This window comes from Ciceribacter thiooxidans, from assembly GCF_014126615.1.
GTDB classification, from domain to species: domain Bacteria; phylum Pseudomonadota; class Alphaproteobacteria; order Rhizobiales; family Rhizobiaceae; genus Allorhizobium; species Allorhizobium thiooxidans.
Genome location: NZ_CP059896.1, coordinates 3,325,012 through 3,350,814, shown reverse-complemented (window position 1 = coordinate 3,350,814; position 25,803 = coordinate 3,325,012). Strand labels below are relative to the sequence as shown.

Here is a 25,803-nt window from a genome sequence, read left to right as displayed (position 1 = left end):
CTTCAAGTATAGCGTGGATTTGGACTTTGGTGAATCCGTGGCCGTGCACACCCTCGTCGGCCGCATTCGTCCGAGGCCTGTTTTTTGCCGCTGTTTTGCTTATGCTGACAAAACTCAGACAAAAATAAGGGGTGATTTGGTTATGCGATTGGCTGTCGTCGGGATGGGATTGTTCGCTTTCGCAACGACGCTATTTGTCGCTCCGCATCGCGTGCCGGCCCAGGAGCCTCAGTGGCGTCACGCGATTTCAGTGATCGAACCTCCGAAATATCCCGAGGGCTTTCCGCTCTTCGACTATGTCAACGCCGATGCTCCGAAGGGCGGCAACCTCAATCTTTCTGCATCGGGGACGTTCGACAGCTTCAATCCGGTGCTCGACAAGGGAGAGTTGGCTGCGGGGCTGACGCCGCGCCTCTCGCTCGTCACCGAAACCCTGCTCAAACCTTCAATGGACGAAGTCGATGCAGTCTACGGGCTTCTCGCTGAGGCGGTTGCCTTTCCCGACGATTATTCCTTCGTGAAATTCCGTCTGCGGCCCGAGGCGAAATGGGCGGATGGCACACCCGTTACCCCCGAAGATGTCGTTTTCAGCTTCGACAAGTTCAAGGAACTCAATCCTCTCTACACGAACTATTATCGCCATGTGCTGAAGGCGGAAAAAACGGGCGAACGCGAAGTTACCTTCACTTTCGATGAGAAGAACAACCGCGAACTGCCAGTCATCATCGGCGAACTCGACATCGTCCCGAAGCACTGGTGGGAGGCCAAGGGGGCTGACGGCAAGCCTCGCGACATAGCCAAGACTACGCTCGAGCCGATTATGGGATCGGGCCCTTACCGTATCGCGTCCTTTTCGCCCGGTGCAAAGATCCGCTACGAGCTTCGCGACGACTATTGGGGCAAGGATCTCAACGTCAACATCGGCTACAACAACTTTCGAAACCAGACCTACACCTACTTCGCCGATCTGGATGTCGAATTCGAGGCCTTCCGATCCGGGAACGTAGACTTCTGGTCGGAGAATTCGGCCATGCGCTGGGCGCGGTCCTACGATTTCCCTGCCGTCAACGACGGTCGGGTCAAGCGCGAAGTGCTGGACAACGAATACAGGACTTCCGGCATTCTGGTAGGTTTCATACCGAACATGCGTCGGGACAAGTTCAAGGACATTCGCGTTCGCAGAGCACTGAACTATGCCTTCGATTTCGAGGATCTGAACCGGACGGTGTTCTTCGACCAGTACCAGCGGATCGACAGCTATTTCTACGGTTCTGAACTCGCATCGAAAGGGCTGCCGGAGGGCAAGGAGCTGGAAGTTCTGCAATCCCTAAAGGATGAGGTGCCACCCGAAGTGTTTTCGACGGAGTACCGTAATCCCATCGGCGGTGACCCGGCGAAATTGAGAGAAAATCTGCGCAAGGCGATCGGTCTCCTAAAGGAGGCGGGTTACGAACTGCGCAACGGGCGCATGATTCTCGCCTCTACCGGTGTTCCGCTCTCGTTCGAAATCCTGCTTAACGGACCGACGATCGAAAAGGTGGCCCTGCCTTTTGCGGAAAACTTGAAAAAGATCGGTGTCGAGGTTTCGGTTCGCACCGTCGATGCCTCGCAGTATACCAACCGAGTTCGCAGCTTCGACTACGACATGATCTACCTGGGCTGGGCGCAGAGTCTTAATCCCGGTAACGAGCAGAGCGACTACTGGGGATCAAAATCGGTTGATGCGCCCGGTTCCCGCAATTACGCCGGCATCAGTAATCCCGCAATTGACAAGCTCGTTGATCAGATCGCGTTCGTGAAGGACCGCGAGACCTTGATTGCCACGGTAAAGGCACTTGATCGGCTGCTGCTTGCGGGAAGCTACACGGTGCCCTCCTACACAATGCGGTCGTCGCGTATCGCCTATTGGGACAAGTTCGGGCGTCCGGAACCACTCCCGACCTATGGTATTGGCTTTCCGCAGATCTGGTGGGCCAAAGAAGCGGCTCAATGAAGGGCAGGGACTTGCACCGTTCCCCCGACGGGCTAGGAATGGATAGTGCGAATCGCTGTTCGCCGAGCGAGGCCGCGGCGGGAAAGGACTGACCAGTTGATCGCAGGGCATGAGACGGACATTGGCGTGACAAGCATCCGGCCTGTCGGAGCAATGATACCATGAGCGGCTATATCCTGCGGCGCCTGCTTCTAATGATCCCGACCATCGTCGGTATCATGGGTATTTCCTTCCTGGTGATTCAGTTTGCGCCCGGCGGCCCTGTCGAGCAGGTGATCGCGCAACTGACCGGCCAGGGCGACAGCGCCGACCAGCGTCTGACGGGTGGCGGCGATCTCGCCGGACAGCAGCAGTTCGGGGCCGACGAAACAAGCTCGAAGTATCGCGGCGCCCAGGGACTCGATCCCGAGCTCATCGCGAAACTCGAAAAACAGTTCGGCTTCGACAAGCCTCCGCTGACCCGTTTCGTCGAGATGATGTGGAACTATATTCGCTTCGATTTTGGCGAAAGTTTCTTCCGCAATACCTCCGTTGTCGACCTGATCATAGAGAAGATGCCGGTATCGGTTTCTCTCGGCGTCTGGATCCTGCTCATTTCCTATGCGATCTCCATTCCGCTCGGCATCAAGAAAGCCGTCCAAGATGGTACGCCCTTCGACGTGTGGACCTCCGGGGTTATCGTCATCGGCTACGCGGTTCCGAGCTTCCTTTTCGGTATCCTGCTGATCGTGCTTTTCGCCGGCGGCTCCTTCTTCGACTGGTTTCCCCTGCGCGGGCTCGTCTCGGACAATTTCGCCGAACTCTCCTGGTGGGAGAAGATCATCGACTATTTCTGGCACCTGACGCTGCCGCTGATCGCTCTCTCGCTTTCTGCCTTCGCCACGACGACCCTGCTCACCAAGAACTCGTTCATCGACGAGATCAAGAAACAGTATGTCATCACGGCGCGCGCCAAGGGGCTTTCCGAGCGCCAGGTGCTCTACGGTCACGTCTTCCGCAACGCCATGCTGATCGTCATCGCGGGCATTCCCGGCGCCTTCATCTCGGCCTTCTTTACGGGCTCGCTGCTGATCGAAAATATCTTCTCGCTCGATGGTCTCGGTCGTCTCGGCTATCTGTCGGTGGTCAATCGTGACTATCCAATCGTCTTTGCGACACTCTACATCTTCTCGCTGATGGGTCTCTTCGTCGGCCTCGTCTCGGACCTGATCTATACCTGGATCGATCCGCGCATCGATTTCGAGCGGAGGGATGTCTGAGATGTCCGTATCCGAACCGATTGCGGTAGAAGAAACTGCGGGACGGGGCAGGAAGCCCTGGCTTTCTCCGACCAATCGTCGGCGCCTCGAAAATTTCAAGGCCAACCGGCGGGGCTTCTGGTCCTTCTGGCTCTTCATGATCCTTTTCGTACTCAGCCTCTTTGCGGAGTTGATCGCCAACGACCGGCCACTGTTGGCCTCTTACAAGGGCGAGCTTCTGTTTCCGGTTCTCGTCGACTATCCGGAGGAGAAGTTCGGCGGTTTCCTGGCAGTCACCGATTACCGTTCACCCTTCATCGCCGATGAGATCAACGCCAACGGCTGGATGGTCTGGCCGCCGATCCGCTATTCCTATCGCACGGTAAACTCGGAAATCCCCCATTCGGCGCCGACGCCGCCTTTTTGGCTGATGAGCAAGGAAGAGCGTTGCAAGGGATATCCACTCGGGGCGGAGGATCCGGGCTGCGTGCTCGGGAACCTGAACTGGCTCGGCACCGACGATCAGGCCCGCGACGTCACCGCGCGCATGATCTACGGCTTCCGCATTTCGGTGCTGTTCGGTCTTGCCCTTACACTCTGTTCGGCAGTGATCGGCGTCACCGCGGGCGCCGTACAGGGCTACTTCGGCGGCTGGACGGATCTCCTGATGCAGCGCTTCATCGAAATATGGTCGTCGATGCCGGTGCTCTACATCCTGCTCATCATTGCAGCGATCCTGCCGCCTGGCTTTTTCGTGCTGCTCGGCATCATGCTGCTTTTTTCGTGGGTGAGTTTCGTCGGTATCGTGCGCGCAGAATTCCTGCGGGCCCGCAATTTCGAATATGTGAACGCCGCCCGCGCGCTCGGAGTGGGCAACTGGACGATCATGTTCCGCCACCTCCTTCCCAATGCGATGGTCGCGACGTTGACCTTCCTGCCGTTCATCCTGTCGGGCTCCATCACCACGCTCACCTCGCTCGATTTTCTCGGCTTCGGCATGCCGCCGGGCTCTCCTTCGCTCGGTGAACTCATCGCCCAGGGCAAGCGTAACCTGCAGGCGCCCTGGCTCGGTCTCACCGCCTTCTTCACCATGTCGATCATGCTGTCGCTGCTGATCTTCGTCGGCGAAGCGGTGCGCGATGCCTTCGATCCGAGAAAGGCGTTCAAATGACGGAGGCGCTTCTTTCGGTCCGGGACCTTTCGGTTGCCTTCCGGCAGGGTGAGCGGGAAACGCTTGCCGTCGATCATGTAAGCTTCGACGTTTATCAGGGCGAGGTCGTCGCACTGGTGGGAGAGTCGGGATCCGGCAAGTCCGTAACGGCGAATTCGGTACTGCGGCTCTTGCCCTATCCGGCGGCGAGCCATCCGTCGGGCGAAATCCTCTTCGAGGGGCGTGATCTCCTGAGGCTTTCGGAGGTCGATCTTCGTCGTGTGCGTGGCAACGACGTCACTATGATCTTCCAGGAGCCGATGACCTCGCTCAATCCGCTCCACACGATCGAGAAGCAGATCAGCGAAATTCTCGCCCTGCATCAGGCGATGAGCGGACCGGCCGCACGCGACCGGACACTGGAGCTGTTGCGTCAGGTCGGTATTCGCGATCCGGAAAAGCGGCTTGCCGCCTATCCGCACGAGCTTTCGGGTGGGCAGCGACAGCGCGTGATGATCGCCATGGCGCTTGCCAACCGTCCGAAGTTGTTGATCGCCGACGAGCCGACGACCGCACTCGACGTGACCGTTCAGGCACAGATACTTGAGCTCCTCAGCTCGCTGAAGGCGACGCACGGCATGTCGATGCTGTTCATCACCCATGACCTCGGCATCGTTCGCAAGTTCGCCGATCGCGTCTGCGTCATGACCGGGGGCGTATCGTCGAAAGCGGTCCGGTCGAGGAGATCTTCTCAAATCCGCAACATGCCTACACGCGCCATCTTCTCGCCTCCGAGCCGCGCGGGGCGCCGCCGCCTTCCGATCCCGGCAAGCCGATCGTGATGGAGGGCAAGGACATTCGTGTCTGGTTTCCGATCAAGACGGGGTTCCTGCGCAAGGTGGTCGATCACGTCAAGGCGGTGGATGGCGTCGACATGGTGCTCCGGGCCGGGCAGACGCTCGGCGTGGTCGGCGAATCCGGTTCGGGCAAGACCACACTTGGTCTGGCGCTCGCGCGCATGATTTCCTCGACCGGGAGGATCGGCTTTATCGGCCAGGAAATCGACGGCTATTCGCACAAGGACATGCGTCCTCTGCGCAACCGCCTGCAGATCGTCTTCCAGGATCCCTATGGTTCCCTGAGTCCCCGCATGTCGGTTGGCGAGATCATTGCCGAAGGACTGAAGGTTCACGAACGCGATCTTTCTGCGGATGAGCGCGATGCAAGGGTTTGCTGGGCGCTGGAGGAAGTGGGCCTTGATACCGCAACCCGGTGGCGATACCCGCACGAGTTCTCCGGCGGTCAGCGGCAGCGGATCGCGATCGCGCGCGCCATGGTGCTGAAGCCTCGTTTCGTCATGCTCGACGAACCGACGTCTGCGCTCGACATGAGCGTGCAGGCGCAGGTGGTCGATCTCCTGCGTGACCTGCAGAAGCGTCACGACCTCGCCTACCTCTTCATCAGCCACGATTTGCGCGTCGTGAAGGCACTTGCAAACGACGTCATCGTCATGCGCATGGGGCAGGTGGTGGAGCAGGGACCTGCTGATGAAATCTTCGGAGATCCGAAGACCGAGTACACCCGCGCTTTGCTCGCCGCAGCCTTCAATCTCGAGGCGGTCAGAACCGCCGCAATCAGTCAGTAGCAGGATAAGGTATCCCATGGCCGCGAAGAGCCCTGTTGTCATTGATCTCAAGTTCGGCCGTGCAAGCGTCATGGCTGCGCTCGCGAACGCCTTCGCCGGCCGCGAAGTCATCGATATGGCGCTGCCCGAAAATGCCGGTCGCGATTTGAGCGGCGTTCTCTATGCGGTGGTCTGGAAGCCCGACCCGCAACTCTTCATTCGCGCAAGCAACCTGGAGGTGATCTTCTCTGGTGGTGCCGGTGTGGATCACATTCTCTCGGCCTATGACTTGCCGGACCTGCCCGTCGTGCGCTTTGTAGACCGTAGCCTGACCGACCGCATGAGCGAGTGGGTCGTGCTGCAGTCGCTTGCGCATCTCCGGCGCGTTCCGACCTATGCGGTGCAGCAGCGCGCGCGGGTCTGGCACGAGATCGATCCCCAACCGGAGGCCCGCGATGTGACCGTCGGCATCATGGGGCTCGGCGTTCTCGGTCAGGACGCAGCCAGAAAGCTCAAGATTATGGGCTTCAACGTCATCGGCTGGTCTCGAACCCCGAAGGTGATCGAGGGTATAGAGACCTTCGATGCCGCCGGCCTCGACACATTCCTCGGCCGGACCGACATCCTCGTCGGCCTGTTGCCGCTTACGCCCGATACGCGAGGCATTTACGACGCGCGCCTGTTTGCCGGTCTGCATCAGGGCGGTGCGCTCGGCAAGCCGGTTTTCATCAATGCGGGGCGGGGCGGCAGCCAGGTCGAGGCCGATATCGTTGATGCGCTGGAAAAAGGTGTCTTGGGCGGAGCATCGCTCGACGTGTTCGAACAGGAGCCCCTCGCCAAGGAAAGCTCGCTGTGGGGCATGGAGAATGTGATCGTAACGCCGCATGCCGCTGCCGCCTCCGATGTCAGGGCCCTCTTCGCTCATGTCGAGGAGCAGATAGAGCGGTTCGAATCGGGCATGCCGCTCCAGCACGTCGTAGACCGGGAGGCGGGCTACTGACCTCGGCGGCGTGCTTGCCGGGAACATTGGCCCCAGCCGCCCGTTCCTCCCTTGATCGCTCGAGAGCGGGAAGCAACGCGGTGAGGAGAAAGCCATGGCAAGCCGCCCGGACAAGCAGGAAAACCATATCGAGAACAGTCGTGACGGCGAGGGGCCCAGACCTGCGCCTGCCGTTCAGACACGGCAGGGCTCTCTCGGCCGGCCGGTGCTGGTCGTCCTGCTGGTGGGTCTGATCCTTGCGATGTTGTTCTGGGTGCCGGTCGAGTGGTGGGGCAATGCGATTGCCCCGGAGCGGGAATCGAACGACACCCGGACAGAACAACCGGCGTCGCCGACCACGCCGAGCGACGCCAACGGCGGAACGAACAGCGGCGGCTGAAGTAGCCTCCGTTCTGCTATGGACTTTGGTAGAGGTTTTTTCGATAAGGTTGCGTCGGAAGCAGTCGACCCTCTGGCCGGCTCGTGAACTGGCGGCCTGACCCGGCCGTTTCTGGCAGGGCGGACATTCGATGACCAAGACCGATATCGCGACGCGTGTGTACAACCACACTTGGAAGCTCGATCCCATCGTCCGAAGCCTTATCGACACCGACTTCTACAAGCTTCTGATGCTGCAGATGATCTGGAAACGGTATCCGGATGTCGACGCCACCTTCAGCGTAATCAATCGGACAACCACCGTGCGTCTCGCCGACGAGATCGACGAGGGGGAATTGCGCGAGCAGCTCGACTACGCCCGTTCGTTGCGCCTCACGAAGAAAGAGGCAATCTGGCTCGCTGGTAATACCTTCTACGGCAAATCGCAGATATTCGAGCCGGAGTTCCTGAGCTGGTTTGCCGACTTTCAACTCCCGGAATACGAGCTGTCGAAAAAGGACGGCCAATATGTCCTGCACTTCCACGGGCGCTGGAAGGAAACCACTATGTGGGAAATTCCGGCACTCGCCATCATCAATGAGTTGCGTTCGCGCGCGGTTCTGAAGTCTCTGGGCCTCTTCACGCTGGATGTTCTCTATGCCCGCGCCAAAGCCAAGATGTGGGCCAAGGTGGAGCGGCTGCGCGACCTGCCGGGACTGAGGATCTCCGATTTCGGCACGCGCCGTCGGCACAGCTTCCTCTGGCAGCGCTGGTGCGTCGAAGCGCTCAAGGAAGGGATCGGTCCCGCCTTCACCGGCACCAGCAACGTCCTGCTTGCGATGGACTCTGACCTCGAGGCGGTTGGAACCAATGCTCACGAACTGCCCATGGTCCTTGCTGCACTCGCGCGGAATGACGCCGAACTGGCAGCTGCTCCTTACCAGGTACTGCGCGACTGGAAGCAGCTCTACGGAGGCAACCTGCTGATCGTGCTGCCGGATACGTTCGGTACCGCGGCTTTTCTGCGCGACGCACCAGACTGGGTTGCAGACTGGACCGGGTTCCGCCCCGACAGCGCGCCGCCGATCGAGGGCGGTGAGGAGATCATCGAGTGGTGGCGGAAGATGGGCCGCGATCCGCGCCAGAAGCTTCTGATCTTCTCTGATGCGCTCGACGTCGACGCGATCATCGACACGTACCGGCACTTCGAGGGCCGGGTCCGGATGAGTTTTGGCTGGGGTACCAACCTTACCAACGACTTTGCGGGCTGCGCTCCGCGTGAGATCGAGAGCCTCAAGCCCATCTCGCTGGTCTGCAAGGTGAGTGAAGCCAACGGCCTGCCGGCCGTCAAACTCTCCGACAATCCGCGCAAGGCGACGGGAGAGCCGGCCGAAATCGAGCGCTACCTGAGATTTTTCGGCGGCTCCGGCCGTGTCGAGCAGCCCGTCGTCGTCTGATCGCAGCCTTGCCAAGCAGATCGGGGCGCCTGTAAGCTGCCGGCGAGGAGCTTGCGGAACGGGAGGATCAACCATGGACATGAGCGGAACGGAACGCATAGAGGCGCCGATCGGCGCCGTCTGGCAAGCTTTGAACGACCCGGAGATCTTGCGACAAGCCATCCCGGGCTGCGAGAGCCTCGACAAGACGAGCGATACCGACATGACCGCGAAGGTCGTGCTGAAGATCGGCCCGATCAAGGCGAAGTTCGAGGGAGCTGTCGCACTTTCGAACCTCGACCCGCCACGCTCCTATACGATCAGCGGCGAGGGCAAGGGCGGGATGGCCGGTTTTGCCAAAGGAGGCGCAGAGGTTGCGCTTGAAGCCGACGGTGACGCGGTGACCGTACTCACCTATAACGTCAAAGCGGAAGTCGGCGGCAAGATCGCCCAGCTCGGCAGCCGGCTCATCGACTCGACGGCCAAAAAGCTGGCGGGGGAGTTCTTTTCGCGCTTTGCCGCGCTGGTCGCCGGACCGGCACAAGAGGCCGCCTTGCCGTCTGCCTGAAGCGTCTAGGGAGTGAAAAGGGGATGGCGGACAGGGAGGGATTCGAACCCTCGGTACGCTTTCACGTACACACGCGTTCCAGGCGTGCGCCTTAAACCACTCGGCCACCTGTCCGTCTGACAGCCAGTATGCCGAGAAAGGCAATGCGGCCGGTCGGGCGCGATATATACCGAGGATTCGTCCGGGATCAACCGGAATCTGACAGAATTTTGACTTGCCCTTCCGAAACCCTATGTAATCATTGCCATGAGCCTTGAAGCGTCGTGGTACGGGCGCCCGGACCGGCGGAGAAGAGATTGATACGTTTTGTATTCCGCTTGCTGAGTCTGGTCGCGCTCTGCATCGCCGTGGTGGCAGGCGTCCTGGACTCGATCGCCTCCGTCTCGGCGTCCGAGGTTGTTGTTACCCCGCTCGGTATCGCGTGGCTCGAGCTGAGCCCCGACACGCTGAATGTCGTTAGCGACACGGTACAGCGCGACTGGGGACCCAAGGCTTGGGGCTTTGCGATCCGATGGCTGTTGCCGCTTCCGGCGTTTTCGGTCTTCCTCGCCCTTTCTCTGGTGCTGTGGATGATCGGATACAAGAGGCGGCCGGCTGCAGGGCGTTTCGCCGCCTGACCAAGAGCGCCGTTTTCGGCGCAGGATGGAGAGTCACATGTTCCTGATCGACATGTTCAACAAGAAGATGACGATGCCGACGCCGGAGACGGCTCTGCCCGGTCGGCCGTCGCCCATTCCGACGGCGACTACCCATTTCGTCAATGGCCGACCACTGAAAGGTCCCTATCCGGGGGGAATGAAGACCGTCTCTTTCGGTATGGGCTGTTTCTGGGGTGCGGAACGCCTCTTCTGGCAGACGGCGGGCGTGTGGGTAACGGCCGCGGGCTACCAGGGCGGCTTCACGCCGAACCCGACCTATCAGGAGACGGTAACCGGTCTGACCGGCCATGCCGAAGTGGTCAAGGTCGTCTACGATCCCGACGCGGTTCCATTCGAAGACCTGCTGAAGATCTTCTTCGAAAATCATGACCCGACCCAGGGTATGCGCCAGGGGAATGACGTCGGAACCACGTATCGTTCGGTGATCTTTGTCGAAGGTGTCGAGGACTTCGAACGCGCGCAGGGCATGCGTGACGGGTTTCAGCAGGCGCTGATCGCAGCCGGGCGCAAGAACACCGTTACTACGGAGGTTGTTCTCGCTCCCGAGTTTTACTACGCTGAAGACTACCATCAGCAGTATCTTGCCAAGAACCCCGGCGGCTACTGCGGCCTGAAGGGAACCGGCGTGACGTGCCCCGCTGTATGAAGGCGGGTGCCACCGCTTTGATCTGGTTTAATTTTCGGCATCGATAAAACACTCCGGGCGGGATCTCGGCGAATCTTTACCAACTGAAAAAAACCGGATGAATTTTTCCAAAAGCCATGCAAGGATGCTGCCCAGCCGGGACCCTTGGGCGGGGTCGGTGGTTCCGCAGTCACGCGTGTCGAAGCGCTTGCGGGAGGACCTAATACGTTAAATAGAAAGAAAGAATAGGGCTGAACAATGAAGAAAACCCTTTTGAGCCTGATTGCCTTGGCGGCCATGTCGGCAACAGCGCTCGCAGCAGACGTCAAGCCGGCGCTGGTCTACGGCACGGGTGGCAAGTTCGACAAGTCCTTCAACGAGGCCGCGTACGCCGGCGCGGAAAAGTTCAAGGCCGAGACCGGCATTGACTACCGCGATTTCGAGCCGACCGGTGATACCCAGGGCGAACAGGCGATCCGCAACTTCGCCTCCAAGGGCTACAACCCCGTCGTTGCCGTTTCCTTCGCCTGGACCTCGGCGATCGAAAAGGTAGCCACCGAATTTCCCGACACCAAGTTCGTGATCGTTGACTCCGTTGTAGACCTGCCGAACGTTCGCTCGGTCGTCTACAAGGAGGAGGAGGGATCTTATCTCGTCGGTATTCTGGCCGGCATGGCCTCCAAGACCGGCAAGGTGGGCTTCGTCGGCGGCATGGATATCCCGCTGATCCGCAAGTTCGAGTGCGGCTATGAACAGGGTGCCCGCGCTGCCAACCCGTCCATTCAGGTGCTGCAGAACATGACCGGCACGACCGGTGCTGCGTGGAACGATCCGGTGCGTGGCGGTGAGCTCACCAAGAACCAGATCGACCAGGGTGCGGACGTGATCTACGCGGCGGCCGGTGCGACGGGTCTCGGCGTGCTGCAGACGGCGGCGGACAATGGCAAGCTGTCGATCGGCGTCGATTCCAACCAGAACTATTTGCATCCGGGTTCGGTCCTCACCTCGATGGTTAAGCGCGTCGATCTCGCCGTCTACAACGCCTATTCCGACGCCAAGGGTGACAAGTTCTCGGCCGGTGTCCAGGCGCTCGGCGTGAAGGAAGACGGGGTCGCCTATGCACTTGACGAGCACAACGCGAAGCTTGTTACCGACGACATGAAGGCTGCCGTCGAAAAGGCGAAGGCCGACATCATTGCCGGAACCGTCAAGGTTCACGATTACATGTCGGACAATTCCTGCCCGAAGTGATCTGAGCTGCGGGCGCAGGGCGGTCTTTTCGGCCGTGCTGCGCCCTTACTATGTCCAGGGGACCCGGAATGAATGCAACGAGTCAGGCACCTGCGATTGAACTGATCGGGATCGACAAGAAGTTCGGCGCGGTGCACGCGAACAAGAACATCAACCTGACGGTTGCCAAGGGTTCGATCCACGGCATCATCGGAGAGAATGGTGCAGGTAAATCGACGTTGATGTCGATTCTTTACGGCTTCTACCAGGCCGACAGCGGCGCGATCCATGTTGATGGACGGCCGGTGGCCATCCGCGACAGCCAGTCCGCGATCGCCGCTGGTATCGGCATGGTGCATCAGCACTTCATGCTGGTGGAAAATTTCACGGTTCTCGAGAACGTCATGCTGGGTGCGGAAGGTGGTGCGCTTCTCGGAAAGGGAACGGAAGCGGCGCGCAGCGCCCTGAAGAAGCTTGAGGACGATTACGAGCTCGAGGTCGATCCCGATGCCGTCATTGAGGAACTGCCGGTCGGCCTCCAGCAGCGTGTGGAGATCCTGAAGGCGATGTACCGCGGCGCCGAGATTCTGATCCTCGACGAGCCGACGGGCGTGCTGACGCCTTCCGAAGCCGACCACCTTTTCAAAATTCTGGGTGTCCTGCGCGATCAGGGCAAGACAGTCGTGCTCATCACGCACAAACTGCGCGAGATCATGGCGATCACCGATACGGTCTCCGTCATGCGACGCGGAGAAATGGTTGCGACCCGCAAGACCTCGGAGACGACGGTCGAGGAGCTTGCTGAACTGATGGTCGGTCGTCGCGTGCTCCTTCATGTCGAAAAGGGAGCCGCCAAGCCTGGCGAGGTCTTCCTCTCGGTCCGGAACCTGACCGTCAAGGACAGCCGCGGTGTCACCATGGTCGATGATGTCTCGTTCGATGTGCGTTCCGGCGAGATCCTCGGCATCGCGGGGGTCGCGGGCAATGGACAGAGCGAACTTCTGGAAGCGATAACCGGCATTCGCAAGCCGGCCTCTGGAGAAATCCTGATCCAGGGGGAGTCCGTCACCGGCTTCGATCCGGCAAGACTGCGCGGCCTCGGCCTCGCCCACATACCTGAAGATCGTCACCACATGGGACTCGTGCTTCCGTTTGAGGAAAGCCTGAACGCGATTCTCGGCTATCATCGCGACCAGCGCTATGGCAAAGGCCTATTCCTCGATCCCGACGCCGTACGCAAGGCGGCGCTCGACGAGATCGAGAAATACGATATCCGGCCACCGAACCCACGGCTAAAGACGGCCAACTTCTCCGGCGGCAACCAGCAGAAGATCGTCGTCGCCCGCGAGATAGAGCGCGATCCCAAGCTGCTGATTGTCGGGCAGCCGACGCGCGGTGTCGACATCGGCGCCATTGAATTCATTCATCGCCGCATCGTCGAGACGCGCGACGCCGGCAAGGCGGTGCTTCTGGTCTCGGTCGAACTTGATGAGATCCGTTCGCTTTCCGACCGTATCCTGGTGATGTTTGCCGGCAAGATCGTCGGCGAGAAGACGCCGGATACCGGCGAACAGACGCTCGGCCTGATGATGGCCGGTATTGCCGCTTGAGGTCGAAATGAGCACTGCTTCCGTACCGCTTCCGAACTGGATCAATTACGCGCTGCTGCCGCTGATCAACCTCATTCTCGCCTTTCTCGTCTCCGGATTCGTCGTCTGGATCATCGGGGAAAATCCCTACGATGCCCTTGTTCTCATGCTGCAGGGCGCACTTGGACGTGGCGAGGGCATCGGCTTCACGTTGTTCTACGCCACCAACTTCATTTTCACGGGCCTTTCGGTCGCGGTCGCCTACCATGCCGGCCTCTTCAACATCGGTTCGGAAGGGCAGGCCTATGTCGGTGGTCTTGGCGCCGCTCTCGCGGCCCTTGCGCTCGACCGTTATGTGCCCTGGTACGTGACGATGCCGTTTGCGGTGGTCGCTGCTGCCCTCTTCGGGGCCGCGTGGGCGTTCATCCCCGCCTGGCTGCAGGCCAAGCGCGGCAGCCATATCGTCATCACCACGATCATGTTCAACTTCATCGGCGCAGCTCTGATGGTCTATCTGCTGGTCAACGTCCTGATCGTACCGGGCAAGATGGCACCGGAAACGAGAACCTTTCTTCCGGGCGGACAGTTGCCGAAGCTTGACTGGCTGATGGCGTTGTTCGGGTTGAAGCTTGGTCCGGCGCCCTTCAACGTATCGTTCCTGATCGCGCTGGTGATGGGGGCGCTGGTCTGGGTGCTGATCTGGCGCACCAAGTTTGGTTACGAGATGCGCACCTTGGGAATCAGCCGGTCGGCTGCCGCCTACGCCGGCATTCCCTATGTGAAGATCGTTATCATCACGATGCTGATCTCTGGTGGGCTTGCCGGTATGATGGCACTCAATCCGGTGATGGGGGCCTCGGCCCGCCTGCAGGTGGAGTTCGTCGGTGGTGCGGGCTTCGTCGGAATCGCCGTTTCGCTGATGGGGCGCAATCATCCGGTCGGTATCGTGCTTGCTGCCATCCTGTTCGGCGTTCTCTACCAGGGAGGTGCCGAACTCTCCTTCGACATGCCAAACATCACTCGCGATATGATCGTCGTCATTCAGGGGTTGGTCATATTGTTTGCCGGCGCGCTCGAATACATGTTCCGGCCGGCGATCGTCCGCATCTATCAGCAACTGGCGAGAGGTTGAGGGCTGCTGCCATGGATTACTTCGATATTCTCGTCAGCATCCTCGGTTCTACGGTTCGCCTGTCGATTCCGTTGATCTTCACCGCTCTTGCGGGACTTTTTTCCGAACGCGCAGGCGTGTTTGACATCGGGCTCGAGGGCAAGATGCTCGCTGCCGCCTTCGCCTCCGCCACTGCCGCATACTTGACCGGTTCGCCGTGGGCGGGGCTGGCTTCGGGCATCGGGGTTTCCATGGCATTTTCGCTCGTGCATGGTTTTGCCTCGATCACCAATCGAGGCAATCAGATCGTCTCCGGTGTTGCGATCAATTTTGCGGCGGCAGGCCTGACCGCTGTCCTCGGGCAGGCCTGGTTCCGGCAGGGCGGTCGCACGCCTGGTCTGCCCGCCGATGCCCGTTTCGGCCCTATCCACTTACCGGGAGCCGAGTTGCTGCACGACGTGCCCGTGATTGGGCCGATCTATATGCATGTGATTTCGGGTAACAACCTGCTCACCTATCTCGCCTTCCTTGCGGTTCCGCTCTCTTGGTGGGTGCTCTATCGCACGCGCTTCGGCCTGCGTCTGCGAGCCGTCGGCGAGAATCCCGGTGCAGTCGACACGGCCGGCATTTCGGTGACGTGGCTGCGCTACCGTGCCGTGCTCGTTGCCGGCTTCCTCTGCGGCTTCTCGGGAACCTATCTGGCGATTGCCCAGTCGGCCGCCTTCATCAACAACATGTCGGCCGGCAAGGGCTATATCGCCCTTGCCGCGCTGATCTTCGCCAAATGGCGGCCGGTGCCGGTCATGCTCGCCTGCCTGCTCTTCGGTTTCCTCGACGCCTTTGCCAATTTCATGCAGGGCAAATCGGTCCCGGGCATCGGCGAGGTGCCGGTTCAGATTTTCCAGGCGTTGCCCTATATCCTGACTTGCGTCCTGCTTGCCGGTCTTATTGGCTCAGCGAACCCGCCGAAGGCCGGTGGCGTGCCCTATGTGAAGGAGCGTTGAGATGTCCAGGGAGCTTTTTGAAGCCGCACGCCACGCGATGAAATACGCCCACGCGCCCTATTCGAAGTTTCCGGTGGGTGCGGCGATCCGTGCGGATGACGGTAAGGTCTATACCGGCGCCAATATCGAGAACCTTTCCTTTCCCCAGGGCTGGTGTGCCGAACCGACGGCGATCGGTTGCATGATTATGGGTGGGGGCAGGAAGATCGTCGAGATGGCCGTTATCGCGGAAAAATTGGCGCTCTGCCCTCCCTGCGGCGGCTGCCGTCAGAAGATTGCCGAGTTTGCCGGACCCGAAACGCGCATTTATCTCTGTGACGATGGCGGTGTGCAGAAGACCCTCACCATGGACGAGCTCCTGCCTTTCGCCTTCAAGACGGAGAGCCTCGGATGAGTGACGTCATTGCTCTCCTCGTCGAGAGACTGAACGGTTTGCTGCCCCGATACGGCATCGTTCTCGGTTCCGGGCTTGGCTCGCTGGTGGACGAGGTGGCCGATCCGGTTCGCATTTCATACCGTGATCTTCCGGGTTTTCCGGTCAGCGGCGTCTCGGGTCATGCCGGCGAGCTGGTGGCGGGGTGGTTGGATCGCGTTCCCGTAATCATGCTTGCCGGACGTGTCCATTACTATGAGAAGGGCGACCCTGGCGCGATGCGCCTGCCGATCCAGGTGCTGAAGGGGTTGGGCGTTCAGTCCCTTATCCTGACCAACGCCGCGGGATCGCTGCGCGAAGACTTGCCACCAGGCTCGGTGATGCAGATCACCGATCACATCAACTTCTCGGGCCGAAACCCATTGATCGGTGAAGAGAGTGACGAACGTTTCGTCGGCATGACGTCCGCCTATGATGCGGATCTCGCCGCGGCGATGCGCAAAGCGGCGGCCGCGGTCGACGTCCCGCTTGCGAGTGGCGTCTACATGTGGTTCTCGGGCCCGAGTTTCGAAACGCCGGCGGAAATCCGGATGGCGCGGATACTCGGCGCCGACGCCGTCGGCATGTCCACCGTACCCGAAGTGATTCTCGCTCGCTTTTTCGGCTTGCGTGTCGCTGCAGCCTCGGTGATCACCAACTACGGTGCCGGTATGACAGGTGCCGAACTCAGCCACGAAGAGACCAAGGACATGGCGCCGATCGGTGGCAGACGACTGGCAGCGGTTCTCAAGGCGATGATCAGCGGCGAAGGAGCAGATCTTGGAAATCCATGAACTGAGAGCAAATGCAGCCGTCGCGCTGTCCCTGCTGGACCTGACGAACCTCAAGGATGATTGCACGCCGCAGGCGATCGTTGAGCTTTGCACAAGGGCGCAGACGATATACGGTCATACCGCGGCGATCTGCATCTGGCCGCGCTTCGTCGGGCAAGCGCGAGCGATCTTGGGTGCGGACAGCCCGATCAGAATCGCAACCGTCGTCAATTTCCCGTCGGGCGAACTTTCGGTTGCCGAGGTGGTGGCCGAAACAATGGGCGCCATAGCCGATGGCGCGAACGAGATCGACCTCGTCATTCCCTATCGCAAGCTGATCGCCGGCAACGAGTCGGCGGTGACGGAAATGGTCGAGGCCATCCGTACCGCTTGTGACGAGCGCGCGCTTCTCAAGGTGATTCTGGAAACGGGAGAGCTAAAGGACGCGGGCGTCATTCGCCGCGCGTCGGAACTTGCGATTGCCGCCGGCGCCGATTTCATCAAGACGTCGACGGGCAAGATTGCCGTGAACGCCACGCTCGAGGCTGCCGACATTATGTTGCTCGCCATCCGCGACAGCCGCCGGAAGGTCGGATTCAAGCCGGCCGGCGGGATTTCCAGCGTTGCCGATGCGGCACTTTACTTGCGTCACGCACGAACCATCATGGGGGATGACTGGGTCATGCCGTCCACCTTCCGGTTCGGGGCGTCGGGGCTTCTGGACGACATTATCTCGATCCTCGGCGAAGGAAAGCCGCTTGAAGAAAGGACGGGGTACTGACGGATGCTGCCTCAGGAAATTATTCGACGCAAACGCGACGGCGCCGTGCTGACGAGCGGAGAGATATCGGAATTCATCGCCGCTCTGAGCAATGACACCTTGTCGGAGGGGCAGATCGCCGCTTTTGCCATGGCGGTCTTTTTCCGCGGGATGACGGCCGAAGAGATCGTTGCCCTGACGATCGCCATGCGCGACTCGGGCGAAATTCTCGCGTGGCCCGGGGTGGGGAGACCGATCGCCGACAAGCATTCGACCGGCGGTGTCGGCGACAACGTGTCGCTGATGCTTGCGCCGATCGCGGCCGCTTGCGGACTCGCCGTTCCAATGATTTCCGGACGCGGCCTCGGCCATACGGGCGGCACGCTCGACAAGCTGCAGTCGATCCCGGGCTACCAGGTCATGCCGGATGCGGCGACGTTCCACCGCACAGTGGAAGAGGTCGGCTGCGCCATCATCGGCCAGACCGGCGATCTCGCTCCGGCGGACCGGCGGCTTTACGCCATTCGCGACGTTACCGCGACCGTGGAGTCCGTACCGCTGATTACGGCGTCCATACTGTCGAAGAAGCTGGCGGCGGGACTGCAGACGCTGGTGCTCGATGTGAAGGTCGGCAACGGTGCCTTCATGGCGAGCCTTGCCGAAGCCGAGGAACTTGCCGGCTCTCTCGTGCGTGTCGCAAATGGTGCCGGCGTCAAGACATCGGCCTTGCTGACAGACATGAACGAGCCGCTCGCTGACTGTGCCGGCAATGCGATCGAAGTTCGCAACTGTGTCGATTTTCTGCTCGGCCGGAAGGCAGGTACAAGACTAGAGACGGTGACGCTCGCGCTGACCGCGGAGATGCTGGTCAACGCGGGTCTTGCGCCCGATGCTGCGACCGCGGAGACGAGTTGCCGCAGTGCGCTTTATTCAGGAAAGGCGGCCGAGATCTTCGGCAGGATGGTGCGTGGGCTCGGTGGTCCTGCCGATTTCATCGAACGATCTGATGTCCATCTGCCCGCCGCCGCAATCGAGATACCGGTTCTTGCTGCTCGCGAAGGGTGGGTATCGGCCTGCGATACCCGTGCGCTCGGGCTTGCCGTCGTCGCGCTTGGTGGCGGCCGCACGAAGCCCTCTGACTCCATTGATCCCCGCGTCGGTCTCAGCGGCTTGCTGCCGATCGGTACGCCGGTGTCGAAGGGAGACATGATCGCGACCGTCCACGCGGCAGATCATGACAGTGGAGAACGCGCGGCCCAGACGGTGCAGGCAGCTTACGCCATAGCGCAGGAGGCTCCGCCCAGCCGCCCGGTAGTCCTGAAAAGAATGGCCTAGCGCTCTCAGAATGCGGGCAGCGGTTCAATGAACCATGGTCAGTGAGCGACGTTCGGCCTTGTAGCTGCTCAGGCGACTGAGAAAGCTCATGCCGATCAGCGTGTCGGAGAGTGCGTCGTCTCGCAGCACGAGGGCGTCAACATCTTCGATCTTGATGGAGCCGACCTCGACACGTTTCAGCTTAACGACCGCGGCCTCGCTCCGGCCGTTGGCCGTGTTCACCGTATAGCGGAAGTCCAGGGCTGCGGCGCCGTATCCGAGGCGGCGTGCGGTGCTCTCGTTGATCGCAACGGCGGATGCACCGGTGTCGACCATCCCCTCGACCGGTTTCCCGTTGAGCTTGAACAGGCCGCGATAATGACCCACAGCATCGGCCTTCAGGATGGATGTACCTGAGGGAACCGCGGCGTTCGCGACGGGGTCTGCTTTCCCCGCGGGTTCCTCGCCGAGTGTGTTCTGCCAACTTTCGAAGGACGACGACATCTGAAGGGCAACGACACCCGAGAGAAATACGAACATCAGACTGCGCATCAGCATGCTTGTCACCGCTTTCGTGGTTCCACGACGGAACCGGAACGGTCACAAGTGTTCATGAAATGGGCTGAAGAACCGGCTAACACATCGACGAAAAACGGCCGGCCGAGGAGCCCAGCCGACCGTTTCTTGGTTCGATGGTTAAGTTTTGTCTAATGCTACTTCGTTCCGTACATCCGGTCGCCTGCATCGCCCAGCCCCGGCACGATGTAACCCTTTTCGTTGAGATGGCTGTCGATCGCCGCGGTGAAGACCGGCACGTCCGGATGGGCTTCACGAAAATTCTTGATTCCTTCAGGTGCAGCCAGAAGGCACAGGAAGCGGATGTTATGGGCGCCGCGTTCCTTCAACTTATCTATTGCGGCGATGGAGGAGTTGCCGGTGGCCAGCATCGGATCTACGACAATGATCAATCGTTCGGCGATGTCTTCCGGCGCCTTGAAATAGTATTCGACCGGCTGCAGCGTTTCGTGGTCGCGGTAGACGCCGATATGCGAGACGCGGGCGGACGGCACGAGTTCGAGCATGCCCTCGAGCAGGCCGTTTCCAGCGCGCAGGATGGAGGCGAACACGAGCTTTTTGCCCTCGAGGACAGGCGAATCCATTTCCGTGAGCGGGGTTTCGATCGTCTCCATCTTCAGTTCGAGATCGCGCGTGACCTCGTAGCAGAGCAGTGTCGAGATTTCGCGCAGCAGCCGACGGAAACTCCCCGTGGAGGTTTCCTTACGGCGCATGATGGTCAGCTTGTGCTGCACGAGCGGGTGATCGATGACTTTGACGCCGTCCATGGTTGTGCCTTCTCTTATTATCTTGCGTATTAGTCTGTTTTCCACGTTCCAGGCACGCGCTGCAAGGGGAGTGCCGTGTTTTGGAAGATCATCCCCATCTGCCTGTCGGTCGGTCGTATGGAAACGTTCCTGAAGACACGAGACGGCGTTGCACGAAGTGCTACATGCGCACCGCAGGGACCGGTTCGAGGCGAGCAAGGAGGGACTTTCGCGTCTCCTCGTCGACGAAGGCGGCCTCCAACGCGGTGCGCGTCATCGCATCGATCTCGTCATCCATAAAACCCATTATTTTCGACGCCGTGTCGTATTCCTGCGCGAGCGAGGTATGGAAGAAGGGTGGATCATCGGAATTGAGGGTCACACGAACGCCGGCCTCGACGAATTTCCGCAAGGGATGGCTCTCGTAGTCAGGGAAGACCTTCAGCGCGATATTCGAGCCGGGGCAAACCTCGAGGACCGTACCCAGGTCAGCGAGCCGCTTCACGAGATCTGGCTCTTCGATGGCCCGGACACCGTGGCCGATGCGTGTCGGCCGAACGAGGTCCAGCGCATCCGCAACGCTGAAGGCGCCGCAGAGTTCTCCGGCGTGAATGGTGATGCCGAGCCCGGCCTCGCGCACGATGTCGAAGGCAGGCGCGTAGTCGGCGACCCGCCCCATGCGCTCCTCGCCCGCCATGTTGAAGCCCGTCACCAGCGGGTGACCGAGTTTCGCGGCGAATTTCGCGCGGCTGAAAACATTCTCGGGACCGAGGTGGCGCTCACCGATGATGATCATCCGGCATTCGATGCCGGCTCTTTCCTTGGCCGACCGGATGCCGGCGGCCAGGCCTTCGATGTAGTCGAGCGCCGGCAGGCCGACGGCTTCGCCGTGGTCCGGCGATATGAAGAGTTCGCTATAGATGGTGTTCGCCGCGGCGAGTTCCAGAAGATATGCTTCGGCCAGAAGGGCATAGTCCTCAGCCGTCCGGAAAACGGAGGCGACGGCGTCGTAGCACGCGATGAAGCTCGTGAAATCGTTCCAGACGTAGGCACCATCACGAATGAAGCCGTTGGTGTCTATGCCGTACTTCTCCGCCTGGGCGAGAGCGAGCGAAGGCGGCGCCGCGCCTTCGATGTGGCAGTGCAGCTCTGCCTTCTTCATGTGTCGTGTCAAAGAAAACTCCGTCCTTGCCGTCCGGCAGGAATTCCGAGATGGGCGGCAATTGTCTCGCCGATGTCAGCATACGTGCTGCGTACGCCCACCTGACGGGACTTGATACCAGGCCCGAAGGCCATGATGGGGACGCGTTCGCGGGTATGGTCGGTGCCCCGCCAGGTGGGATCGCAACCGTGGTCCGCGGTCAATACCACCATGTCGCCGGGGCGCAGTTTGCGGTGAACTTCGGGTAGTCGCCGGTCAAGCGCCTCCAGCGCGGCGGCGTAGCCGGGCACATCTCGGCGGTGCCCGTACAGCATATCGAAGTCGACAAAATTGGTGAAGACGAGATCGCCGTCGTCGGAATGGTCCATGACCTCGAGCGTTGCGTCCATCAGGGCCATGTTGCCATTTGCTTTGGTGAGATCGCTGACACCCTGGTGGGCAAAGATGTCGCCGATCTTTCCGACGGCGTGCACCTTCCCGCCTGCCTCTACTATACGGTCCAGAAGCGTCGGCTCAGGCGGCAGGACAGAGAAGTCCCTGCGATTGCCGGTCCGCACGAAGGTTGCCGGTGTCTCCCCGATAAAAGGTCGCGCGATCACACGTCCGATATTCAGCGGGTCGACGAGCTTACGGACGATGCGGCAGAGGTTCAGCAGCCGCTCCAGGCCGAAGTGGCTCTCATGGGCGGCGATCTGGAAGACCGAGTCGGTCGACGTGTAGCAGATGGGCTTGCCGGTGCGGATGTGTTCTTCTCCGAGCCTGGCAATGATTTCCGTTCCCGAGGCATGGCAATTTCCGAGGATGCCGGGAAGTTCGGCCTCGCGGCAGATCGCCTCCACCAGGTCCGGCGAAAAGGCATCGCCCTCGGCCGGAAAGTAGCCCCAGTCGAACATCACTGGCGTTCCGGTCATCTCCCAGTGGCCGGAGGGGGTGTCCTTGCCGCGAGAAACCTCGCTCGCCGCTCCATGCAAGCCAAAGACGCGGTCCGGCATCGGCATGCCGGCCGGTGCCCGTCCGCTCGCAAGCCTGGCAATCGTCACCAGACCCAGCGATGACATGTTGGGAAGCGAAAGCGGCCCGGAGCGCAGACCCTTGCGGTCGCCGGCACCCGCCGCGCAGAATTCGGCGATGTGCCCCAGAGTGTTCGCACCATCGTCCCCGTAGTCGCGGGCATCGGGGGCGCCACCGACGCCGAAGGAATCGAGTACGAAAAGAAACGCCCGTGCCATTGTCCACCCGAAACTGCCGCGACCGACAGCCGCCATGCGGCAAAGAAAGTCACGTATTCAAGCGCATGCATAGCGCCTGACGCTGAAATTGGCAAATTGCCGGTGGCGTTTCGCTCAACAGTTGGAGCAGGTGATCTCGGTACCTACGCGTTGGCGATAGTAAAAGTCTTTGCCGAGAGTGATGCTTTTGATTTCGCTGCCGGACATGTTTGGCAGATACATGAGGAGTTCGTGGGGCACGGCGAGCTCCGCATGGACGAGAAAAGTGTCTGCAGAGAGCATGCTTGACGGCACGGAGATCGTACTGCCGACTGCATAGGGGACCGTTCCGTTATTCTCCCATGACCAAGCGACCGTCGCCTTGCTGCTGGCGTCGATCTTGATGCCGGTGATCTTGAGGTCGAGGCCGGAAGTGCCGTAGGGCACGAAGATCGCCTGCGCCACGTCGTCCATAGAGGCGAGATAGGTCTTGTCGATCGTGGTCTGGCGCGTCACGAGATCGGCCACGGCGCTCGCCGCATTGGTCACCTTCTTGTTGACGCTGAGCCCGATCGTCAGTTCGAAGGAGACGAGATAGACGAAGATGAGAAGCGGCATGAGAAGTGCGAATTCGACTGCGCCCATGCCGCTCTCATCGGCGGAAAAACGCCCGAAACGATGGAATAGGCGCGAGAGTGCCTTCTGCGCCCGAAGAAAGAGCGCGGAAGCGCAGCTTGTGCTGGGGTTTCCGGAAGCTCTCACGGGTAGTCCTCGTTCTGGAAAGCTGTCGTCGCCACGATAAGGAAATAGCTCGAACCTCCGGCAGGGCGGACGGTCGTAATGTAAGGACGGACGAGATCGGTGAGGACGGTCCAGCGATAGTAGGCCCGTAGCATGTTGATCGATTTCGGTCCGCCTGGACTGTATGCGAATGCGGACGTGTCGATATCGGCGAAGGCCGCCGTGGAAACCCGCGGGATCGTGGTCGGAATGTCGCTGAACTTGGTGAAAGTCCGGACATCGAGATAGAGTGAGGACGGCGTCGAAACCTCGGTTGCGGAGCACGCGATCATAATCGCGATCTCGTCACAGAACGCCTGGCGAAATTCCACCGACGTCTTGTCCGTTGTTCGTCCGAGATTATAGGTGATCTTGCCGGTACGCAGCTCGCGGGCCAGCGTGTTCGCGGCGTTGGTGACCAGTTGCTCGGCCGTAAACGCGGCAAAGGTCTCCAGAATGGCGAAGATGATCATGAAATAGGGGATGGCCAGGATCGCGAACTCGATCGCCGCGGCACCGTCGCGCGAGCGCCGAAACCGCCGCCATATCCCTTTCTTGCGCTGCCGCTCGGCCAAGCCGCCGCTCATGTCACTCGTGCCTGCATTCATCGCTTTCGACCAGTGTCCGGATGTCAAGCAGGCATGATCGTCGTGAAACATTGATTTTTGGTTGCGCGAGCCTCGGAAAATTTAGTGAATTCCTCGGAATACCGCCGGTCAGTGATCTACTGGGCAGCGGCGGAAGAGTCGCCAACCTGAGCGTGGATCTCGCAGTTCGGTGTGCACGATAGAACGGTGCGTTCAGTTGCCTTGAAGACACGCACGGTATTGCCTTCGTCGATGGACACGAGGATACGCTCATCGACGATCGCGTTGCCGTCGGCGTCGAGCAGGACGAGATTAGTGGTTCCGAAGGCACGACCGGTCAGGACGATGGTCTTTGCATCGGCAACGGTGGCATCAGCAACCTCGGCATTCCCGACGATGACTTTGCTGACCGGACGATCGAGTTTCAGGACCCGCGCCTGATTCATATAGACACGCATCATTTCGTCTGCGGAAAGCGCCGGCGTGGCCAGACCGGCCGCCAGCATGCCGACGACAATCGAAAACGAACCGATACGGAGGATCATACCTGCGGGCCTTCTGTGCACTGTGGGTAGCGAAACGCCTCGTTAAGGATGCTCTGGATTGGTGAATGAAGGGTTAAATCGACACATGCCGAATACCGCTATCTGTAACCCCTGAAGAATCCGGGGCAGAGACCACGCGGAAAGTCGAGATTGTCCATGAATGGGACATGTGTCCGCGGCTGCCGGTACCGTTGCTTGCCGGCGTGTAATCGCGTTGCAGAAACGCCTTTGCCCGCCTTCGCAGCGGTTGCGGGACATTTTCTCGAATGCGACGAAATACGGCAAGCCGTCGTTTACCAAACCGCGGGCTTCCGCGAATTCAGCCTTTGGTAACGTAGTTTTTTAAGTCGATGGCAATGGGCCAGCGTTAGTTTGCACTCATCCGAGCAACGGCGAACAGTTGCAGGAAGTGCTGAACAACCCTCTGTGGATTAGGAGAGACCCATGTCCAAGATTTTCGCTCGCTTCATGAAAGACGAATCCGGCGCGACCGCCATCGAATACGGCCTGATCGCCGCCCTGATTTCCGTCGCCCTCATCACCGGCGCCACGACCCTCGGCAACTCGCTGAACACCCAGTTCAGTGGCCTCGCAGGCAAGCTGGACAACGCTGGCAAGTAAGCCGCGATCCATACGCCAACGCTCTTCGGAGCAGAACAAGCCGTCTCGTCATGGGGCGGCTTTTTTGCGTCGCGCGGAGCATGGGGGCGATTCGACTTCGTATTTTCGTAAGCCTTTGCTGCTAAGCTGTGCAGTATCAAGTGGCAGGGCGCAGGCGCACCATGATTCAAGCTGTAATTTTTGTGGTATTTCCACTTTGTCTCGCTCTGGCGGCACTTACAGATCTCTTCGAGATGACGATTCCAAATCGCATCCCGGCGGTTCTTCTTGGAGCATTCCTTCTGGCTGCGCCCTTCTCCGGCCTCGGCTGGTCCGGCTTTGGGATGCACATGGCCGCAGCCGCCGTCGTCTTCGCCGGGGGATTCGCTCTCTTCGCCTTGAACGTCATGGGCGGTGGCGATGCCAAGCTTCTGACTGCCGCCGCGGTCTGGTTCGGACTGACGAAGTCGCTCCTCGTCTTTCTGATTTATGTGGGGTATGCCGGCGGCGTCCTGACGTTGCTGATCCTGTTGTTGCGCGGCCGTGCCAATCTGGTGATCGCCATGGGTCTTCCGGTTCCACACTCCATTCTTGCCGCTAAGAAGATTCCCTACGGCATCGCAATTGCCATCGGGGGGCTTGCCTCCTATGCGCAGTCGCCGCTTGTTGCTCAGGCATTGGAAAGTCTTCGTTAACCATCCCTGTAAGTCACCCGTTAACTATAATTACACCAATTCCTGATCATTCTGAGGGGGA

General features: G+C 60.2%; 26 protein-coding genes, 1 tRNA gene and 1 pseudogene. 20 read left to right on the top strand and 8 right to left on the bottom strand.

Features of this window, described 5'->3' with window-relative positions:
* Positions 1-163 precede the first annotated feature (163 nt).
* The 8 genes and pseudogenes from H4I97_RS16610 (at position 164) to H4I97_RS16575 (ending at position 9,366) form a co-directional block, all read left to right on the top strand.
* A complete protein-coding gene (locus H4I97_RS16610; RefSeq protein WP_182307690.1) occupies positions 164-1,993 on the top strand; it encodes an extracellular solute-binding protein in 1,830 nt (609 codons plus the stop codon).
* A 161-nt stretch (positions 1,994-2,154) separates the two neighbouring features.
* On the top strand, positions 2,155-3,252 hold the full coding sequence (locus H4I97_RS16605) for a microcin C ABC transporter permease YejB (RefSeq protein ID WP_182305715.1): 1,098 nt from the start codon (positions 2,155-2,157) through the stop codon (positions 3,250-3,252).
* A gap of 1 nt (position 3,253) precedes the next feature.
* Positions 3,254-4,402, top strand: coding sequence for an ABC transporter permease (locus tag H4I97_RS16600; protein ID WP_182305714.1), 1,149 nt, complete (start codon positions 3,254-3,256; stop codon positions 4,400-4,402).
* Positions 4,399-6,026, top strand: a pseudogene (locus H4I97_RS16595) (ABC transporter ATP-binding protein). Before H4I97_RS16600 ends, H4I97_RS16595 begins: the two are co-directional and overlap by 4 nt.
* A 16-nt stretch (positions 6,027-6,042) precedes the next feature.
* Positions 6,043-7,005 carry a 2-hydroxyacid dehydrogenase gene (locus H4I97_RS16590; protein WP_182305713.1) on the top strand — a complete coding sequence of 321 codons (963 nt, stop codon included), beginning with the start codon at positions 6,043-6,045 and terminating at the stop codon, positions 7,003-7,005.
* A 94-nt stretch (positions 7,006-7,099) separates the two neighbouring features.
* Positions 7,100-7,384: a hypothetical protein gene (locus H4I97_RS16585; RefSeq protein ID WP_182305712.1), complete on the top strand. Its 285-nt coding sequence runs from the start codon at positions 7,100-7,102 to the stop codon at positions 7,382-7,384.
* 130 nt (positions 7,385-7,514) lie between these two features.
* The gene (gene pncB, locus H4I97_RS16580; RefSeq protein ID WP_182305711.1) at positions 7,515-8,819 is read left to right on the top strand and encodes a nicotinate phosphoribosyltransferase; all 1,305 of its coding nucleotides are present in this window, start codon (positions 7,515-7,517) and stop codon (positions 8,817-8,819) included.
* A 73-nt stretch (positions 8,820-8,892) separates the two neighbouring features.
* The gene (locus H4I97_RS16575; RefSeq protein ID WP_182305710.1) at positions 8,893-9,366 is read left to right on the top strand and encodes an SRPBCC family protein; all 474 of its coding nucleotides are present in this window, start codon (positions 8,893-8,895) and stop codon (positions 9,364-9,366) included.
* Positions 9,367-9,390: 24 nt separating this feature from the next.
* Here H4I97_RS16575 and H4I97_RS16570 read toward each other — a convergent pair.
* A tRNA-Ser gene (locus H4I97_RS16570) sits at positions 9,391-9,480 on the bottom strand.
* A gap of 185 nt (positions 9,481-9,665) precedes the next feature.
* On the opposite strand from H4I97_RS16570, the gene H4I97_RS16565 reads away from it, so the two are divergent.
* The 10 genes from H4I97_RS16565 (at position 9,666) to deoA (ending at position 18,864) form a co-directional block, all read left to right on the top strand.
* Positions 9,666-9,983 (top strand): hypothetical protein, encoded by a 318-nt coding sequence (locus H4I97_RS16565; RefSeq protein WP_182307689.1) that lies wholly within the window; start codon positions 9,666-9,668, stop codon positions 9,981-9,983.
* Positions 9,984-10,020: 37 nt separating this feature from the next.
* Entirely contained in the window at positions 10,021-10,671 is a 651-nt protein-coding gene (gene msrA, locus H4I97_RS16560; protein ID WP_182305709.1) for a peptide-methionine (S)-S-oxide reductase MsrA, read from the top strand.
* Positions 10,672-10,908: 237 nt separating this feature from the next.
* Entirely contained in the window at positions 10,909-11,901 is a 993-nt protein-coding gene (locus tag H4I97_RS16555; protein WP_182305708.1) for a BMP family lipoprotein, read from the top strand.
* Between the two features lie 68 nt (positions 11,902-11,969).
* Positions 11,970-13,490, top strand: coding sequence for an ABC transporter ATP-binding protein (locus tag H4I97_RS16550; protein ID WP_182305707.1), 1,521 nt, complete (start codon positions 11,970-11,972; stop codon positions 13,488-13,490).
* Positions 13,491-13,497: 7 nt separating this feature from the next.
* The gene (locus tag H4I97_RS16545) at positions 13,498-14,601 is read left to right on the top strand and encodes an ABC transporter permease (RefSeq protein WP_182305706.1); all 1,104 of its coding nucleotides are present in this window, start codon (positions 13,498-13,500) and stop codon (positions 14,599-14,601) included.
* Positions 14,602-14,612: 11 nt separating this feature from the next.
* Complete coding sequence (locus H4I97_RS16540) at positions 14,613-15,584, top strand: ABC transporter permease (protein ID WP_182305705.1); 972 nt, start codon at positions 14,613-14,615, stop codon at positions 15,582-15,584.
* 1 nt (position 15,585) lies between these two features.
* Positions 15,586-15,978 carry a cytidine deaminase gene (locus tag H4I97_RS16535; RefSeq protein ID WP_182305704.1) on the top strand — a complete coding sequence of 131 codons (393 nt, stop codon included), beginning with the start codon at positions 15,586-15,588 and terminating at the stop codon, positions 15,976-15,978.
* Complete coding sequence (locus tag H4I97_RS16530) at positions 15,975-16,790, top strand: purine-nucleoside phosphorylase (RefSeq protein ID WP_182305703.1); 816 nt, start codon at positions 15,975-15,977, stop codon at positions 16,788-16,790. Before H4I97_RS16535 ends, H4I97_RS16530 begins: the two co-directional genes overlap by 4 nt.
* Positions 16,777-17,550 carry a deoxyribose-phosphate aldolase gene (deoC, locus tag H4I97_RS16525; RefSeq protein WP_182305702.1) on the top strand — a complete coding sequence of 258 codons (774 nt, stop codon included), beginning with the start codon at positions 16,777-16,779 and terminating at the stop codon, positions 17,548-17,550. Before H4I97_RS16530 ends, deoC begins: the two co-directional genes overlap by 14 nt.
* Before the next feature lie 3 nt (positions 17,551-17,553).
* Positions 17,554-18,864, top strand: coding sequence for a thymidine phosphorylase (gene deoA / locus H4I97_RS16520; RefSeq protein ID WP_182305701.1), 1,311 nt, complete (start codon positions 17,554-17,556; stop codon positions 18,862-18,864).
* A gap of 24 nt (positions 18,865-18,888) precedes the next feature.
* Here the strand turns inward: deoA and H4I97_RS16515 are convergent, their stop codons facing one another.
* The 7 genes from H4I97_RS16515 to H4I97_RS16485 all read right to left on the bottom strand — a co-directional run bounded on the left by H4I97_RS16515 (position 18,889) and on the right by H4I97_RS16485 (position 24,408).
* Positions 18,889-19,401 carry a retropepsin-like aspartic protease family protein gene (locus H4I97_RS16515; RefSeq protein WP_182305700.1) on the bottom strand — a complete coding sequence of 171 codons (513 nt, stop codon included), beginning with the start codon at positions 19,399-19,401 and terminating at the stop codon, positions 18,889-18,891.
* A 155-nt stretch (positions 19,402-19,556) separates the two neighbouring features.
* Positions 19,557-20,186: a uracil phosphoribosyltransferase gene (gene upp / locus H4I97_RS16510; RefSeq protein WP_182305699.1), complete on the bottom strand. Its 630-nt coding sequence runs from the start codon at positions 20,184-20,186 to the stop codon at positions 19,557-19,559.
* A 160-nt stretch (positions 20,187-20,346) separates the two neighbouring features.
* Entirely contained in the window at positions 20,347-21,339 is a 993-nt protein-coding gene (locus tag H4I97_RS16505) for an adenosine deaminase (protein ID WP_182305698.1), read from the bottom strand.
* Positions 21,336-22,556 (bottom strand): phosphopentomutase, encoded by a 1,221-nt coding sequence (locus H4I97_RS16500; RefSeq protein WP_182305697.1) that lies wholly within the window; start codon positions 22,554-22,556, stop codon positions 21,336-21,338. The genes H4I97_RS16505 and H4I97_RS16500 overlap by 4 nt, the downstream gene beginning before the upstream one ends.
* Before the next feature lie 114 nt (positions 22,557-22,670).
* Positions 22,671-23,180, bottom strand: coding sequence for a TadE/TadG family type IV pilus assembly protein (locus tag H4I97_RS16495; RefSeq protein WP_182305696.1), 510 nt, complete (start codon positions 23,178-23,180; stop codon positions 22,671-22,673).
* A 113-nt stretch (positions 23,181-23,293) separates the two neighbouring features.
* Entirely contained in the window at positions 23,294-23,902 is a 609-nt protein-coding gene (locus H4I97_RS16490; protein ID WP_182305695.1) for a TadE/TadG family type IV pilus assembly protein, read from the bottom strand.
* A 137-nt stretch (positions 23,903-24,039) separates the two neighbouring features.
* Positions 24,040-24,408 carry a pilus assembly protein N-terminal domain-containing protein gene (locus H4I97_RS16485; RefSeq protein WP_244658798.1) on the bottom strand — a complete coding sequence of 123 codons (369 nt, stop codon included), beginning with the start codon at positions 24,406-24,408 and terminating at the stop codon, positions 24,040-24,042.
* Between the two features lie 483 nt (positions 24,409-24,891).
* Here H4I97_RS16485 and H4I97_RS16480 point away from each other — a divergent pair, with 483 nt between their 5' ends.
* Both H4I97_RS16480 and H4I97_RS16475 read left to right on the top strand, forming a co-directional pair.
* On the top strand, positions 24,892-25,068 hold the full coding sequence (locus H4I97_RS16480) for a Flp family type IVb pilin (RefSeq protein WP_182305693.1): 177 nt from the start codon (positions 24,892-24,894) through the stop codon (positions 25,066-25,068).
* A 161-nt stretch (positions 25,069-25,229) separates the two neighbouring features.
* Positions 25,230-25,742, top strand: coding sequence for an A24 family peptidase (locus H4I97_RS16475; protein WP_182305692.1), 513 nt, complete (start codon positions 25,230-25,232; stop codon positions 25,740-25,742).
* Positions 25,743-25,803: the final 61 nt, after the last annotated feature.

What these genes read in the sequence shown, in the direction of transcription:
- H4I97_RS16610 (WP_182307690.1), top strand. Translation starts at nt 164, where the DNA reads ATGGGATTGTTCGCTTTCGCAACGACGCTATTTGTCGCTCCGCATCGC.
- H4I97_RS16605 (WP_182305715.1), top strand. Translation starts at nt 2,155, where the DNA reads ATGAGCGGCTATATCCTGCGGCGCCTGCTTCTAATGATCCCGACCATC.
- H4I97_RS16600 (WP_182305714.1), top strand. Translation starts at nt 3,254, where the DNA reads ATGTCCGTATCCGAACCGATTGCGGTAGAAGAAACTGCGGGACGGGGC.
- H4I97_RS16590 (WP_182305713.1), top strand. Translation starts at nt 6,043, where the DNA reads ATGGCCGCGAAGAGCCCTGTTGTCATTGATCTCAAGTTCGGCCGTGCA.
- H4I97_RS16585 (WP_182305712.1), top strand. Translation starts at nt 7,100, where the DNA reads ATGGCAAGCCGCCCGGACAAGCAGGAAAACCATATCGAGAACAGTCGT.
- pncB (WP_182305711.1), top strand. Translation starts at nt 7,515, where the DNA reads ATGACCAAGACCGATATCGCGACGCGTGTGTACAACCACACTTGGAAG.
- H4I97_RS16575 (WP_182305710.1), top strand. Translation starts at nt 8,893, where the DNA reads ATGGACATGAGCGGAACGGAACGCATAGAGGCGCCGATCGGCGCCGTC.
- msrA (WP_182305709.1), top strand. Translation starts at nt 10,021, where the DNA reads ATGTTCCTGATCGACATGTTCAACAAGAAGATGACGATGCCGACGCCG.
- H4I97_RS16555 (WP_182305708.1), top strand. Translation starts at nt 10,909, where the DNA reads ATGAAGAAAACCCTTTTGAGCCTGATTGCCTTGGCGGCCATGTCGGCA.
- H4I97_RS16550 (WP_182305707.1), top strand. Translation starts at nt 11,970, where the DNA reads ATGAATGCAACGAGTCAGGCACCTGCGATTGAACTGATCGGGATCGAC.
- H4I97_RS16545 (WP_182305706.1), top strand. Translation starts at nt 13,498, where the DNA reads ATGAGCACTGCTTCCGTACCGCTTCCGAACTGGATCAATTACGCGCTG.
- H4I97_RS16540 (WP_182305705.1), top strand. Translation starts at nt 14,613, where the DNA reads ATGGATTACTTCGATATTCTCGTCAGCATCCTCGGTTCTACGGTTCGC.
- H4I97_RS16535 (WP_182305704.1), top strand. Translation starts at nt 15,586, where the DNA reads ATGTCCAGGGAGCTTTTTGAAGCCGCACGCCACGCGATGAAATACGCC.
- H4I97_RS16530 (WP_182305703.1), top strand. Translation starts at nt 15,975, where the DNA reads ATGAGTGACGTCATTGCTCTCCTCGTCGAGAGACTGAACGGTTTGCTG.
- deoA (WP_182305701.1), top strand. Translation starts at nt 17,554, where the DNA reads ATGCTGCCTCAGGAAATTATTCGACGCAAACGCGACGGCGCCGTGCTG.
- H4I97_RS16515 (WP_182305700.1), bottom strand. Translation starts at nt 19,401, where the DNA reads ATGCTGATGCGCAGTCTGATGTTCGTATTTCTCTCGGGTGTCGTTGCC.
- upp (WP_182305699.1), bottom strand. Translation starts at nt 20,186, where the DNA reads ATGGACGGCGTCAAAGTCATCGATCACCCGCTCGTGCAGCACAAGCTG.
- H4I97_RS16500 (WP_182305697.1), bottom strand. Translation starts at nt 22,556, where the DNA reads ATGGCACGGGCGTTTCTTTTCGTACTCGATTCCTTCGGCGTCGGTGGC.
- H4I97_RS16495 (WP_182305696.1), bottom strand. Translation starts at nt 23,180, where the DNA reads ATGGGCGCAGTCGAATTCGCACTTCTCATGCCGCTTCTCATCTTCGTC.
- H4I97_RS16490 (WP_182305695.1), bottom strand. Translation starts at nt 23,902, where the DNA reads ATGAGCGGCGGCTTGGCCGAGCGGCAGCGCAAGAAAGGGATATGGCGG.
- H4I97_RS16485 (WP_244658798.1), bottom strand. Translation starts at nt 24,408, where the DNA reads ATGCTGGCGGCCGGTCTGGCCACGCCGGCGCTTTCCGCAGACGAAATG.
- H4I97_RS16480 (WP_182305693.1), top strand. Translation starts at nt 24,892, where the DNA reads ATGTCCAAGATTTTCGCTCGCTTCATGAAAGACGAATCCGGCGCGACC.
- H4I97_RS16475 (WP_182305692.1), top strand. Translation starts at nt 25,230, where the DNA reads ATGATTCAAGCTGTAATTTTTGTGGTATTTCCACTTTGTCTCGCTCTG.